A 13707-nucleotide genomic window follows, 5' to 3' on the forward strand; every position below is an offset into this window, starting at 1 on the left:
CATGTCAGCTCCCTTGGTTACTCAGCGCTGGCCCTTCCGGCAGCGTTACGTCAGCCCTCTTGTCTCTTGTTAACAGGTGATCTCCGGCACCCAGGCACCTCCATTTGTCGTTGTAATGCAAGGATAAGCCAAATCTGCCGCTCTGTGATGTCCAGTTTGTGCCAAAAGTTTTTGGAGTCAGCGCTATCTGGCTGTCATTTCCTGACTTTGAGGCAATTGCGCTGATATGTCTCTTCTCATACTCAGTCGTCATCGCCCGGCTTGACCGGGCGACCCGGTATTCCAGAGACGTCAATGATTGAACCGATAAGCCGCGGCGTACTGGATCCCCGCATGCGCGGGGACGACAGTCGGGTGTTGCGTCGCTATCTCTCCGCACCATTGCGAGCGGAGTGAAGCAATCCACTGTCACCTCATGCTTGGAAAGATGGATTGCTTCGCTCCGCTCGCAATGACGCTGAGAGGCCGCGGCGCATAAACACCACATGCGGGCCCAGCATGACGCCAAAAAACAGAAAACGGCGGGGAATTACCCCGCCGCCTTGAAACCGATCATCACGGAATGAACCTACAGCATTCCCATATCCAGCATGCCCGGCAATTGCGCCAGCGGCAGCGCGGCGACGCCGACGAGCGTGGCGACCAGCGCTGCGAGGCGGCGGTTGCTGTGGCGCTTGCCGCGCATCTGGCTGGCGATCCATTGCAACACCTGGGTGTCGATATTGGCGGCCTTGGTCGGCGCCCAACTCTCGATATCTGTATCGGGCGACAGCGCGACCGTGCGCGGCGGCACCGGCAGGCCGGACTCGGAGGCCGCATGGTGGGCTACCGCCTTGGCCAGCAGATCGTCGAAACGGCCGTCGTCGGTACGCTCGGCGGCGGCGTCGCTGATTTCGAACAGCGCCTCGATCTCGGCGCGGCTCACCGGCTGATGCTCGACCGCGCTCACGGTCAGGATGCGCGCGCACCAGGCGGCGTCATCGGCGTCGAGCGCGCGGGAAAAATGGATGCGGCCCTTGGTCGTGGGGCCCTCGCCGGTGATCACGCCGTCGCGCACGATGGTGAGCGCATGAGCGGCCGCCTTGCGGCAGGATGGTTCAAGGGATGGTTCAGCGGCTACAGCCGTCACGGCAGACATAGTTTCACTTCTCAATTTCAATTCCACACCAGCATTTCCATGCCGGGCATGAACGGGCGGTTAACGATTCGAAACTGGCATTTCGAGATTTTTACATGGTTGCCAATTGGTCGCTGTGAGGTCGGTCACGGTTCAGCGAAAGCACCCTCGGGTGCAAAGCGGCCCGGCGTGATGCGGGCGATAAACGGCAATATCGGGGCAGGCAAGGCAGAAAAGTGGATCAGCTTTGGAAACATCGAGGTCAAACAAACAAAATGGCTCGGAAATCTGACCGGGCCCGTTCAAATACGGGCGAGTTCTTGTCGTCGCAGCGGCGCGGACCACAAGAAGATGCTACGAGTTCCACCCTTGCGGAGAAGGATCTCACCTTTTGCGCGAAGCTGTTCACTTAACCCGTTCACGGTCCTATAATCTTAAAGACAAATTCCCCTGTAAGTTGAATAACATGAGGTGAAACCATGGCACTCCAGATTGGCGCAACCGCCCCCGATTTCGAAGCCCAGACCACGGAAGGGAAAGTCAAATTCCACGACTGGATCGGCAACAGCTGGGCGCTTTTGTTCTCGCACCCGAAGGACTTCACGCCGGTTTGCACCACCGAACTCGGCGCTCTCGCGAAGTTGAAGCCTGAATTCGACAAGCGCGGCGTCAAGCTGATGGGCCTGAGCGTCGATCCCGTCGACCGGCACGCCAAGTGGTCGGAGGACATCCAGGAGACGCAGGGCGCGGCGCCGAACTACCCGATGATCGGCGACATCGATTTCAACGTCTCCAAGCTCTACGACATGCTGCCGGCCTCGACCTCGGGCGATCCGCTGACGCGCACGCCCGCCGACAACCAGACGGTCCGCAACGTCTTCATCATCGGACCGGACAAGAAGATCAAGCTGGTGCTGGTCTATCCGATGACCACGGGCCGCAATTTCGCGGAAATCCTCCGCGTGATCGACTCCCTGCAGATGACGGCCAAGCATCGCGTCGCGACGCCGGCCGACTGGAAACAGGGCGAGGACGTCATCATCGCCGGCTCGGTGTCCGACGACGAGGCGAAGACGATCTATCCGGCCGGCTGGAAGGCGCCGAAGCCCTACATCCGGATCGTGCCGCAACCTAAATGACGAAGAGCGCTTCGTAGGGTGGGCAAAGGCGCACTTGCGCCGTGCCCACCATCAAGAGCGACGCAAGGAGCGGTGGGCACGCTGCGCTTTGCCCACCCTACGTTTTCGTCCCCACCCAATCCGCCACGAGCAATCCGGCGGTCGACGCGACCGCCGTCACCGTCGCCCCCCACGCGACATCCACGATCGCCACCGGCCAGCTCCAGTGCTTGAGCAGCGCCAGCGACGTCAGGTCGAAGGTCGCGTAGCAGAAGAAGCCGAACAGCGCGCCGTAGAGCAGCGTCGATTGCCACGACACCCCCGCCCCGCCGCTGACGAAGATCACGGTCCCCGCCACGTAGAGCAGATAGAACAGCACGGCCGGCACGAGCTTGATCTCGCCCAGCATGTTGCCGACCTGCGACGTGAAAAAATCCTTCGCGACGACGCCAAGGAACAGAAAATCGAGGGGCACGATGACGAACAGCGTCACCAGATAGAGCACGGCGTATCGGTTCACGGGAAGCCTCCAGCCCGTCAGCGAGGGGCAATCATTCGCAGTATAGGCAAACTACGAATGTGGAGGCTTCAGGTTTCAGCGGCGGCATGATGCGCCGCCGCAACTCCTCAGGCGGCGCGGACGCGGTCGAGGAATTTTTCGACCTCGGCCTTCAGGTGCAGGCTCTCGCTCGACAGGTTCTGGGCGGAGGCAAACATCCGGCTCGACGTCTCGCCGGTCTCGTCCGCACCTTGCGCGGCGTTGCGGATATTGGCGGCGACGTCAGCCGTGCCGCTGGCGGCGGCGCGAACGCTCTGCGCGATGTTCTGGGTCGCGCCGCGCTGCTGCTCGACCGCCGCCGAGATCGAGGTGGCGATATCGCTGATGCGCTCGATGGTCTGGCCGATCGCCTTGATGGCGCTGACAGACTCTTCGGTCGCAAGCTGCATGCTGCCGATCTGGCTGGAGATCTCCTCGGTCGCCTTCGCGGTCTGGCCGGCGAGGCTCTTGACCTCCTGTGCCACCACGGCAAAGCCGCGGCCGGCATCGCCCGCCCGCGCCGCCTCGATGGTGGCGTTGAGCGCCAGAAGGTTGGTCTGCTCGGCAATCGAGGTGATCAGTTTCACGACGTCGCCGATCCGGGCGCCGGCTTCGGACAATTCGTTGATGCGCTGGTCGGTGGCGGTGGCCTGCTTGACGGCGTCCGCCGCGATCCCGTTCGATTCCTGGACCCGGCGGGTGATTTCGGCGATCGAGCTGGAGAGCTCGTCGGAGGCAGCAGCCGCGGTGCGGACGTGCTCGGAGGCGGTTTCGGACGCGCCGGCCGACTTGCCGGACAGGCTTGCGGTGGTCCGCGCGGTGTCGGTGAGCTGGCGCGCGACGCGTTCGAACTCGCCGGAGGAGTTCAGCACCTTGTCGACGATGCCGCCGACGCTGGTCTGGAATTCCTCGACGAAGCCGCGCAGTTCGGCTTTGCGCTGCTCGGCCGAGGCCACAGCGGCCGCAGCCTGTTCGTCGCGCATGCGCCGGCGCTCGAGCGAGTTGCTCCTGAAGACCGCAAGCGTCCGCGCAATCTCGCCGATCTCGTCCATCCGGTCGTCGCAGTCGATTTCGACATCGGCCTTGCCGTTGGCGATGGCCGTGAGCGAGGCCGTGACCGAGGTCAGTGGCTTGGTAATCCGGCGCACCAGCACCATGGTCAGCAGCATCACCAGCAGCGCGGCGATGCCGGCGGCGATCGCCATGTTCTGAATGGCGTGCGACAGCATGGTCTCGTAGTGCGCCATCGGAATACCGACGTAAAGAAGCCCGACCACCTTTCCGGCCGCATTCATGATCGGGTAGTAGGCCGTCATGAAGGTCTTGCCGAACAACGTCGCCGGTCCCTTGTAGGCCTCGCCACGGCGAACCACCGCCTGTCCCGGGTGATCGGGGGCGAGCTGGGTGCCGACGGCGCGATCGCCGTTCTCCTTCTTCACATTGGTGGTGCGGCGGACGAACTGGTTGCTCGCCTCGTCATAGACAAACAGCGTCGCGTTGCCGCCGGTATAGCCGACCGCGCGATCGACGATCGCGTGGTCCTTGAACTCGGGCATCTTGGGAATTTCAGCGCGGACGACGGCCCCGTCCCTGATGGTGATCTTGGCATCGCCGTAGGTCTCGGCAAACGCCAGACCCAGCGTGCGCAGGTTGATCTCGATGTCGCGCAGCGCGCGGTCGCCGAACTCTGATGTCAGAGACCAATGGGCTGCGCCAACCACCAACCCGGTGTTGACCGCGATCAGAAGGATGGCGGAGATGACAGCCTTGGTGCCGAGGCGCAGCTTGAGCGCCGGCAGAAACTTTCCAATGGAACGCGTGGTCATAACGAGAAATCCCCCAAAATCGGGCCCAATCTGCCTCGTTTTGCTTACGATCGCCTTAATGGGCACAACTCAGGGAAAATACTGCGGTCGTCATTGAAATTTATGCGTGCGCGTTGGCAGCGCCTTCTACTTCAAACTGAGCGCCGGTTGACCAGCAGCACCGCCGCAGCACAGGCCACCATGCCGACGATCGAGACCGCATCCAGCCGTTCGCCGAACAGCACATAGGCCATAAGCGACGTCACGGCCGGTACCAGGTAGAACAGGCTCGCTACCGAAGTCGCGGCCGAGCGACGGATCAGCCAATACAGCAGGCCGATCGATCCGATCGACAACACCACCGCAAGCCAGGCCAGCGCCAGGATGAACTCGGTGGTCCAGTGCACCACATTGGTCTCGAACAGCCAGGCGCCGAGGCCGAAGAAAATCGTCACCGCGACGTATTGCACGAGATTGCCGGAGCGCCAGTCGATCGCACTGCAGTAACGGCGCTGGTAGAGCGTGCCGAGCGTGATGCTGACCAGCGAAACGGCCGAGGCGAGCCATCCCCAACCGGCCTCGCCGCTCATCGGCCGGTCGTGCAGGATCAGCACGACGCCGGCGAGCCCGAGCAGCAATCCGCCCCATTGCACCGGCGTGACCCGTTCGCCGAGCCAGCGGCTTGCCAATGTCGAGGTCAGGATCGGCTGCAGCCCCGGAATCAGGGCCGAGAGCCCAGCCGGGATCGAATGCGCGATCGCGATCGCCGTGCCGCCGAGATAGATGCCGTGCACCAGAATGCCGGCGACAGCGCTGTGCGCGATACCGATGCGGTCCGGCCAGCGCGGTCGTGCCACCGCCACGATGATCGCCATCAGTCCGACCACGAACGCCATGCGGATCGCGAGATAGGTCAGCGGCTCGGCGCTGTTCAGCACATATTTGGTGCCGATGAAGCCGGTGCTCCACAGCACGACAAAGATCGCGGGCGCCGCACGAGCGGCAATTTTTTCGAAGTCGCCGGACATTTGCCGACCCTGTTGCCCGATCATGTGCTATGCGGCAAGGACCGATCGCGCAGGGTGACCTGCGCGATTTCACATATTGAAGCCTGTCAATTCGAAGATTTTGAACGAGGAATGCCATGGATGTTCGCGCCGCCGTCGCGATTGCCGCTGGAAAGCCGCTGGAAGTAACGACTGTTCAGCTCGAGGGACCGCGCGAGGGTGAAGTGCTGGTCGAGATCAAGGCCACCGGCGTCTGCCACACCGACGAGTTCACGCTCTCCGGCGCCGATCCGGAAGGGCTGTTTCCGGCGATCCTCGGCCACGAGGGCGCTGGTATCGTGGTCGATATCGGCAAGGGCGTCACCAGCGTGAAGAAGGGCGATCACGTCATCCCGCTGTACACGCCGGAATGCCGGCAGTGCCCGTCCTGCCTGTCGCGCAAGACCAATCTCTGCACCGCGATCCGCGCCACGCAAGGCCAGGGCCTGATGCCCGACGGCACCTCGCGCTTCTCGATCGGCGGCAAGCCTGTTCATCACTACATGGGCACGTCGACGTTTGCGAACTACACCGTGCTGCCGGAAATCGCGGTCGCGAAAATCCGCGAGGACGCGCCGTTCGACAAGGTCTGCTACATCGGCTGCGGCGTCACGACCGGCATCGGCGCGGTCATCAATACCGCGAAGGTCGAGCAAGGCGCCAAGGCAATCGTGTTCGGCCTCGGCGGCATCGGGCTCAACGTGCTGCAGGGCCTGCGGCTCGCCGGCGCCGACATGATCATCGGCGTCGACATCAACAACGACCGCAAGGCGTGGGGCGAGCGCTTCGGCATGACGCACTTCGTCAACCCGAAGGACCTCGGCAAGGATCTGGTCCCTCACCTCGTCGACATGACGAAATCAGGCGCGGACCAGATCGGCGGCGCCGACTACACGTTCGACTGCACCGGCAACGTCACCGTCATGCGCCAGGCGCTGGAAGCCTGCCACCGCGGCTGGGGCCAGTCGATCGTCATCGGCGTGGCGCCGGCGGGCGCCGAGATTGCGACCCGCCCGTTCCAGCTCGTCACCGGCCGCGTATGGAAAGGCACCGCCTTCGGCGGCGCGCGGGGCCGCACCGACGTGCCGAAGATCGTCGACTGGTACATGCAGGGCAAGATCCAGATCGACCCCATGATCACGCATGTGATGCCGCTGGCCGAGATCAACAACGCGTTCGAGCTGATGAAGCGCGGCGAGTCGATCCGTGGCGTGGTGACGTTCTAGGGCGAGGTCTTGTATCCCGGATGCAGTGCGAGTGCCCGCACCGCGTCCGGGGCGCGATCACCACTCTTCCGGACAGGGATCGACGATCCTCCAGAGCTCTTTGCCGTTCTTGATCTTCTTCATCTCGGTGGTGAGCCCACCATTCCTGCGGATCCAGTCCTTCACCGTTTCCGGATAATAGGACATCAGGTCCGACGTCCCCTCCGCACTGGTGACCTTGATGCCGAAGGTGAAGGCCTTGTCGTAATAGGCCTGGTGGAAACCGACGCTCGCCTTCGGCGTTACGCAGATCTTGTTCATCGGCACGATGCCGAACACCAGCGTACAGGCCGAGTTGCAGATGCCGTCGATGATGACGCGCTCCTTGCGCTCGCGGATGCGCTTGTACTTGGTCTTGTACTCCTCGACATATCCGCCATGGTCGCGCGTAATATGCAGGTCGGCGCGCGCCGGGCTCGCGACCAGGACCGAGAGGAGCAGCAGGGCAAGGGACGTGATGCGCATGGATCGATCAGGAACCGGATTGCCTTTGTCAGACGCGGAAATAAGTCGGCCCGTCAAGCAAGACCGGACAGAACTCTGGCCGGACTGTGTTGGGAAAGCGTTAAGCATCCCTTGAGGCCAAAAATAGGCGCGCCAAGCTGGTTTTCCGCGGCTATTCTACCCGCCTCTCCTGGAACTAGGGGCCAGAGGAGCCATGATTGCAGGGGTATCAGCCTCGATCGAATCAGAACTTAAGCTTCTATCTCTTTGTTTTGACGTGATTTCTTCCGATGAACCACTTATCCGCTCAGATCCAGTCGCTACCGTTTCCAGTGAGACCTCCGGAGAATCGAAAATGACCAAAGCGAAGTTCATCGTGGCCGCCGCCCTCCTCGCTACCGCGGTCCTGGCCCCAAACCTGGCCGACGCCCGCCATAATCGGCATCATCATTTGTACAATTGGGGCCTGCCCTACCCGATCAGCTATCTCCACAATTACGGGCCCGGCCCGCAACCCGGCACCTTCGCCTATTACGACGGCCCCTCCACCGTCCTCTGCCGCCAGAGCGCCGCCGCCTATCTCGGCCAGGACCGCCGGCGGCATCCCTGTTACTAAGCCGCGTCGCGGCTGGCTCTATCAGGCCAAGTCTGATACGAGCCAGCGCAGGCGCTCGTAGCTCAGCTGGATAGAGCATCGGATTTCGATTCCGAGGGTCGGGAGTTCGAATCTCTCCGAGCGCGCCATTTCTGACAAAACAGTTTGACCCTCGTTGTTGCAGGTCGACATGGATGCCGATGAATCCGTCGGCTGGGGCGACTCCTTCAAACGTTAGCGACCGGCGGTCCACCGCATCGACGCCTTGGTTAGCGCCATGGACGGCAGCACGGTCCTCTCCGTAGTGTCCAACAAAACCCGGTGAGCGCACAGTTCCATCCGCAACCTTCGCGCGCGGCATCACGCTAGCACGAGCAAGCAGTCTCATGGTTCCGCCGGTGAGACAGTCCGTCCAAGTCATATCTTCTGACAATCGAAGGGATGAACGAGATGACGATCGCGACGCATGCATTGTCCGAGAAAGACGCAGCCATCATGGTGCAGATTCGCGAGCGGCTGAAGGGTGTCAAGGGAACGGTGACGGGCCCGGACGCCAGGCCTTTCTTCGATGAAGTCATGAACGGCGTTGCGCCGGCGGACGATATCGAAAGCGAGGAGGGTTTTGTCGGTGGCGTACCTGGGATCTGGGTTCGGCGGACGTCAGGCCCTCACGATCGCGCCATCCTGTATTTGCACGGCGGTGCTTATGTGGTCGGCTCGCCCCGAGCCTATGTGAACTTTGTCGGCCACATGGTGTCGCGTGCCGGGATCCCGGCCTTTGTTGCGGACTATGCTCTGGCGCCGGAGCGTCCGTTTCCCGCAGCGATCGAAGATGCTCATCGCGCTTTCAACGGCTTGGTAGATCAAGGCATCCGGAAGATCGTGTTGGCCGGCGATTCGGCAGGCGGCGGCTTGGCCTTGGCGCTGCTTTCGCAGGTCAGGAATGGCGACCCGGCGCCCCGCGCGGTCGTCGTCATATCGCCTTGGACCGATCTTGCGCTCACGAGCCCATCCATGCTGAGCCGCGACGCGGCGGACCCTATCTGGAGTGCGGCAGCGCTAGCAAAAATGGCGCGGCTCTATCTTGGCGATGCCGATTCCCGCGATGAGCGGGCTTCGCCCGTCTATTCCGATCGGCAGGGCCTGCCGCCGGTACTTATCCATGTCGGTGACGCCGAAGTATTGCTCGACGATTCGCTGCGCTATGCAGAAGGCATCGCTGGAATCGAGGTCCACGTTTCGGACGGCATGTTGCACGTGTTTCCCTCCAGTGCCGGCATTCTCGGTGCTGCCGATGCGGCCCTCGACAATATCGGAATGTTCGTCGCGTCAAGTATGAGATCTAAAACGGCTTGAGGAGCGAACGTGCAGTCGCTCGCGAAATCGGAAAGATAGATAGCTGCCCACGAGGCGCGCAAGATTGCGGTCCGTCGCGGGTTGTCGGTTGGACGCGTTTTTCGCGCAGCATTGCCCGAAGCATTGCGGCAGCAGCAATCCGCCCCTCCGAGGTCATCGGAGTTGCGGCGCCTGCATATCCCGACCTCGTTATCGAGATCGTGGCAGTTGCGGCCCTCCCCGATTAGCCTCGCCCCATGCCCAGCCACGCCCGCTTCATAGGGACGCCGTTACGAGACACGCAGCACACCGATCAGGAACAAATCCAAATGATCGCAACCGCAATTGGAACTCCCAAACCAAGCGCCCCGAAAATCGCCGCAACGAATTCGGAAAGCAGATTTGCTTGGTATCGTACGCCAGGTGACGACATGACGTTGCTCCTTGGAGCCCCGCGAGCTCCCGCCCGCCCCCAAGATGAACGATCAATCGCGCCTACGGGCTAACGTCCGTGGCGACTCCCATTGACGGCCATGCTGGGGCGATATGGTTAACAAGACGTTAACCGACACGGAAAAGCTTGAGTGGCGCCTGTTTGGCGCCACTCCTTTTAGGCGTTCTTGCGCCGATCAGAACGTGCAGCCATAGGCTGTGAGCGAGGCCTTTGTCGCGTCCAGGGTCTGCTTGCAGGTCGCTTCCATGGTCGCCTTGGCCGACGGATTCTTGGCCATGTCGACCCACGCCTTGCGGGTCGTGTCGATCTGCGTCTTGTACATCGCGCGCTGTGCCTCGGGGACCTTGGAAACGATGCAGGCGTCGTACTTGGTCAGGAAGTCGTCGCAGGAGGCAATGCCCGTGCTCTGCGCGTTGGCCGCCGCGACGCCTGCGAACAAGGCGATGCCCGTGATGCCCGCGAGCGATACCAGCTTTCGACGGCTGGCATTCGAACCGGCCACGGCTTTCGATGTTGCTTGACGCATATTTTTTATCTCCCATGTAACAACTAAACGGTTAGTTCACGGGCAGGCCTCCGGCTTCGCCTTGTGTCTCCGGTTCGACGCGCACAGCATCGCGCACCGGCAATCGGCCGGAGTTGCGCACACGTCGGGCAGTTGGAGCGTTGAGTAGTTCGAGGCGAGACCAGGCACGATCGTACCCGCGACGAACAAATGTTCTGTCAATTTGGCGACATTATGGGTGACAACACGGTGACGTTGTGGTGGCCGCTTGCCGGCGATAGACGGGCGCCATCATGTTGGCATGCGATCCCGCTGCGTCGACCGGCAATACGCAATCGCGCCGGATGCGGCAGCAGCCGGGATCGCTCCTACCCCGCCGCGGCAACCAGTCGCCGATCGCCGGACAAGCCAAAGCTGGCGATGAAGGCCCCGACCTCGCCCTGCGGCATCGGCTTGGCGAAGAAATAACCCTGCATCGTCGAGCAGCCGAGGCGGCTGATGATCTCGACCTGCTCTGCCGTTTCCACGCCCTCGACCACGCAGTCGAATTTCAGGTTGCGGCACAGGTCGATCACCGTCTTGACGATGTTGCGGGCATTCTCCTGCATCGCGATGTTGCGAACGAAGCCGCGGTCGATCTTGATCTTGTCCAGCGACAATTGATGGACATAGCTCAGGCTGGATTGGCCCGATCCGAAATCGTCGAGCGCCACTTTCAGCCCCATCGACCGCAAAATCCTCAGCGACTCCTGCACCTGCTCGCCTGCATCAGCGCCGTCTCGGTGACCTCGATGATGATGCGGCGAGGATCGATGCCGCTGCCTTCGATGATGGCCACGATCTGCAGGATCGTGACTTGCGAGATCAGATCGCGCATCGACAGATTGAAGGACAGGAACATATCCTGCGGCCACGAGCTGGCGGCGGACAACGCCTTGCGCAACAGGACCTGCGTGATCGTTCCAATCAATTCGGTGCGCTCCGCGACCGAGATGAAGACGTCGGGCGCGACATTACCGAGTTCGGGATTGTGCCATCGCGCGAGCGCCTCGAAGCCGACCAGCCGTGACGTCCCGACATTGACGATCGGCTGAAAATGCAGCGACAGTTCTGCGTCGAGATCGATCCTCCGCAAGGTGTGCTCGATGGTGCTGAGCTTGCGGATTTCGACCTCATGCTCCCTGGAGAAGATCACCGGCTGGCCACGGTATCTCGCCTTGGCGTGGTAGAGCGCGTAATCGGCGCGCTCGTAGAGCAGTTCCGCCGTCGAGCCAGCGTCCGGCGCAAGCGCAAATCCCACCGAGCCGCCGATCTTGGCGACGATTCCGGCGACCGAAAACGGCGCGTCGAAGACCGAGCAGATCCTGGCGCCGACCGCGAGCACGGCTTCGGCATCGAGACCCGCGTCGACGATGATGCCAAACTCATCGCCTCCGAGGCGCGCGATGAATTGCGTGTCGTCGGAAACCTTCAGGAGACGCTGACCGGTTTCCTTCAGCACCCGATCACCGACGCCATGTCCATAGAGATCGTTGACAGCCTTGAAGCCGTCGAGGTCGAGCACGCCGACCACGAATCTGTGGTTCGCCGTTCGCGCCTGCTCTGCGAGGATCGAGAGCCGATGGAAGAACTGGCGCCGGTTGGGCAGATCGGTGAGGCTGTCGACATTGGCGAGACGGAAGTTCTCGTTGCTGAGACGCCTGGTCTCCATTTGCCCGTTGACCATGGCGGCGAACTGTCCGGAGCAGATGATCAGGATGTAGATCATCGCGACCGTGACCAGGAACAGGTTCAAGCCGATGGCGATATGAACCACGTCGCCGCTCGCAAGCAGGAAGACCACGAACGGCGCGATCACCGTGCCGGTCAGGATCAGCGCCGCCGGGCGAACATGCATCAGGCAGAAGATGCAGCTGACGACCGTGATGCCGACGAAGAACAGGATGTGACCGTGGCGGGACGTGTCGCCATACGGAAACAGGCTCAGCGCCCATGCCAAGAACGCAAAGCCCAGCGCGCCGCCCAGCATCACGGTCGCGCGCAAGGTGCGGGCAGCAGCCTTCGGCTCGACCACGCGGTTACGGCGCTGCAGCCAGATCAGACAACGGATGGCGCAGGCCCAGACCAGAACACCGGGAAATACGACTGTCAGAACTGTGGGGGCGATGCCAAGATGTGTGGACGCCAGCGCGATCGAATTCACGCTCAGGATAAAATAGAGCAACGGGACCTGCCGCGAAAACGCCGCGAGCTGAGCCCCCATCAATTCGTGATTCTCGGCATCAATCCGAAATAGATTCAAAGTATTTTTCATGCGGCAACCAATGAGGATCCGACCTCACCGACCGTGTCGCAAATACCTTAAGATCGATGCCGTGCCGGTTCCCCCGCACTGCCCGGCTGGTTAACGGCGCGCTAAAGGGCCCGGAATTACGCCGTCGAAGTATCGATCGAGCGGCGTATCACCTTCCGCACCTCGGCATTGGAGAGGAACAAATCGTGGTTGATGACGCCCCAGCCTGAAGAGGACGCATCGATGACGCGCACGCCAAGCTGCTCGATCGCGGCCTTTTCGGCGGCGCCGACCCGCGTCATCCCGCCGGCCAATCGTCCCGACAAGGCCAGCGCACGGTCGTTCGTCGCGGCGACGACGGTGATCTTGCGGCCAAGCGGACCCATGCGGGTAACTGACGACGAGAATATGTCCATGTCGATATCAGGCGAGGCGAACACCACCGCTCCGATCTTGTCTGAAACGGTGTCGCCATTTCGTGCATAAAGCTGACGCAGACTTTCGAGGGCGAGCATGGTGCCCATGCTGTGCGCGACGATGTGAACACGTCCCGCGCTCGGGCTTGTGACGGTGGAATTGAGCACGCGCTCGAAACCGTCGCGGGACCACATCGCGCTGTCGCGATCATAGGCGTAGTCGAACAGCCCGGCCTTGGATGGCCACGAGAACACCATCGTCTGGCCGCGGAATTTGATGCCGTCGGCGAGATGCGCGGCATCGAGCGCTGCCGTCTCGAATGTCTGCTTGAAACCATGCACGTAGATCAGGACGTCGCCCTGCCCGAGAAGATCGCTGACCTCCCCCGGTACCGGCTCGACCGCATCGAGACGCCAATCGCCGATCCCGGCTGCCGCAAGTGAGAAACGGCTCTCGTCAGGCGGCACCAGTTTCGCCCGGGCGACGGTCATCCTCGTCGCGCGCTCAGGCCCGAACCAAGGTTTCGCCCGCGCACCGTTCGCCGGCTTGCGCGTGGTTGCAACGAGCAATGTCGGCTCGACCGCGAGCGAGGACGCATCGTAACGCGCACCCGTCGCGCCAAGGCTGGCGCATCCGCCGAGCGCCAGCAAGCTGGTGGAAGACACAATCCCGCGCAGAAACCCGCGGCGGGATGTAGCAGTCTCGTTTTTCAGCAAATGTTGGACGATCACACTGGACCCTTGGGAACAAAGCCCCTTCGCAGAACCCGCCCGGG

General features: G+C 62.1%; 11 protein-coding genes, 1 tRNA gene and 1 pseudogene. 5 read left to right on the forward strand and 8 right to left on the reverse strand.

What is annotated here, in order from left to right; all coding sequences use genetic code 11:
- Positions 1–568 precede the first annotated feature (568 nt).
- The gene (locus CQ12_RS28755) at positions 569–1138 is read right to left on the reverse strand and encodes a hypothetical protein (RefSeq protein ID WP_057838666.1); all 570 of its coding nucleotides are present in this window, start codon (positions 1136–1138) and stop codon (positions 569–571) included.
- Between the two features lie 458 nt (positions 1139–1596).
- Here CQ12_RS28755 and CQ12_RS28760 point away from each other — a divergent pair, with 458 nt between their 5' ends.
- Positions 1597–2256, forward strand: a complete 660-nt coding sequence (locus CQ12_RS28760; protein WP_057838667.1) for a peroxiredoxin — start codon at positions 1597–1599, stop codon at positions 2254–2256.
- A gap of 97 nt (positions 2257–2353) precedes the next feature.
- On the opposite strand, the gene CQ12_RS28765 is transcribed toward CQ12_RS28760, so the two are convergent.
- The 3 genes from CQ12_RS28765 to CQ12_RS28775 form a co-directional block, all read right to left on the reverse strand.
- Complete coding sequence (locus tag CQ12_RS28765; RefSeq protein ID WP_057838668.1) at positions 2354–2755, reverse strand: DUF2177 family protein; 402 nt, start codon at positions 2753–2755, stop codon at positions 2354–2356.
- Between the two features lie 107 nt (positions 2756–2862).
- On the reverse strand, positions 2863–4599 hold the full coding sequence (locus tag CQ12_RS28770; protein WP_057838669.1) for a methyl-accepting chemotaxis protein: 1737 nt from the start codon (positions 4597–4599) through the stop codon (positions 2863–2865).
- 131 nt (positions 4600–4730) lie between these two features.
- A complete protein-coding gene (locus tag CQ12_RS28775) occupies positions 4731–5606 on the reverse strand; it encodes a DMT family transporter (protein WP_057838670.1) in 876 nt (291 codons plus the stop codon).
- A 116-nt stretch (positions 5607–5722) separates the two neighbouring features.
- Between CQ12_RS28775 and CQ12_RS28780 the strand changes: the two genes are divergently transcribed.
- Entirely contained in the window at positions 5723–6850 is a 1128-nt protein-coding gene (locus CQ12_RS28780; RefSeq protein WP_057838671.1) for an S-(hydroxymethyl)glutathione dehydrogenase/class III alcohol dehydrogenase, read from the forward strand.
- 57 nt (positions 6851–6907) lie between these two features.
- Here the strand turns inward: CQ12_RS28780 and CQ12_RS28785 are convergent, their stop codons facing one another.
- Positions 6908–7354 (reverse strand): hypothetical protein, encoded by a 447-nt coding sequence (locus CQ12_RS28785; RefSeq protein ID WP_057838672.1) that lies wholly within the window; start codon positions 7352–7354, stop codon positions 6908–6910.
- Between the two features lie 334 nt (positions 7355–7688).
- On the opposite strand from CQ12_RS28785, the gene CQ12_RS28790 reads away from it, so the two are divergent.
- The 3 genes from CQ12_RS28790 (at position 7689) to CQ12_RS28800 (ending at position 9284) form a co-directional block, all read left to right on the forward strand.
- The gene (locus tag CQ12_RS28790) at positions 7689–7949 is read left to right on the forward strand and encodes a hypothetical protein (protein ID WP_057838673.1); all 261 of its coding nucleotides are present in this window, start codon (positions 7689–7691) and stop codon (positions 7947–7949) included.
- Between the two features lie 51 nt (positions 7950–8000).
- A tRNA-Arg gene (locus CQ12_RS28795) sits at positions 8001–8077 on the forward strand.
- 301 nt (positions 8078–8378) lie between these two features.
- Positions 8379–9284, forward strand: a complete 906-nt coding sequence (locus CQ12_RS28800; RefSeq protein WP_063799834.1) for an alpha/beta hydrolase — start codon at positions 8379–8381, stop codon at positions 9282–9284.
- 608 nt (positions 9285–9892) lie between these two features.
- On the opposite strand, the gene CQ12_RS28805 is transcribed toward CQ12_RS28800, so the two are convergent.
- The 3 genes and pseudogenes from CQ12_RS28805 to CQ12_RS28820 all read right to left on the reverse strand — a co-directional run bounded on the left by CQ12_RS28805 (position 9893) and on the right by CQ12_RS28820 (position 13663).
- Positions 9893–10243: a hypothetical protein gene (locus tag CQ12_RS28805; protein WP_057838675.1), complete on the reverse strand. Its 351-nt coding sequence runs from the start codon at positions 10241–10243 to the stop codon at positions 9893–9895.
- A 347-nt stretch (positions 10244–10590) separates the two neighbouring features.
- A pseudogene (locus CQ12_RS46795) lies at positions 10591–12536 on the reverse strand (putative bifunctional diguanylate cyclase/phosphodiesterase).
- 116 nt (positions 12537–12652) lie between these two features.
- Positions 12653–13663: an alpha/beta hydrolase gene (locus CQ12_RS28820; RefSeq protein WP_157088555.1), complete on the reverse strand. Its 1011-nt coding sequence runs from the start codon at positions 13661–13663 to the stop codon at positions 12653–12655.
- Between the last annotated feature and the right edge of the window lie 44 nt (positions 13664–13707).

The sequence above is a fragment of the Bradyrhizobium jicamae genome (assembly GCF_001440395.1).
GTDB classification, from domain to species: Bacteria; Pseudomonadota; Alphaproteobacteria; order Rhizobiales; family Xanthobacteraceae; genus Bradyrhizobium; species Bradyrhizobium jicamae.

Coding starts and splice junctions, on each gene's coding strand:
- CQ12_RS28755 (WP_057838666.1), bottom strand. CDS start 1,138: ATGTCTGCCGTGACGGCTGTAGCCGCTGAACCATCCCTTGAACCATCC.
- CQ12_RS28760 (WP_057838667.1), top strand. CDS start 1,597: ATGGCACTCCAGATTGGCGCAACCGCCCCCGATTTCGAAGCCCAGACC.
- CQ12_RS28770 (WP_057838669.1), bottom strand. CDS start 4,599: ATGACCACGCGTTCCATTGGAAAGTTTCTGCCGGCGCTCAAGCTGCGC.
- CQ12_RS28775 (WP_057838670.1), bottom strand. CDS start 5,606: ATGTCCGGCGACTTCGAAAAAATTGCCGCTCGTGCGGCGCCCGCGATC.
- CQ12_RS28780 (WP_057838671.1), top strand. CDS start 5,723: ATGGATGTTCGCGCCGCCGTCGCGATTGCCGCTGGAAAGCCGCTGGAA.
- CQ12_RS28785 (WP_057838672.1), bottom strand. CDS start 7,354: ATGCGCATCACGTCCCTTGCCCTGCTGCTCCTCTCGGTCCTGGTCGCG.
- CQ12_RS28790 (WP_057838673.1), top strand. CDS start 7,689: ATGACCAAAGCGAAGTTCATCGTGGCCGCCGCCCTCCTCGCTACCGCG.
- CQ12_RS28800 (WP_063799834.1), top strand. CDS start 8,379: ATGACGATCGCGACGCATGCATTGTCCGAGAAAGACGCAGCCATCATG.
- CQ12_RS28805 (WP_057838675.1), bottom strand. CDS start 10,243: ATGCGTCAAGCAACATCGAAAGCCGTGGCCGGTTCGAATGCCAGCCGT.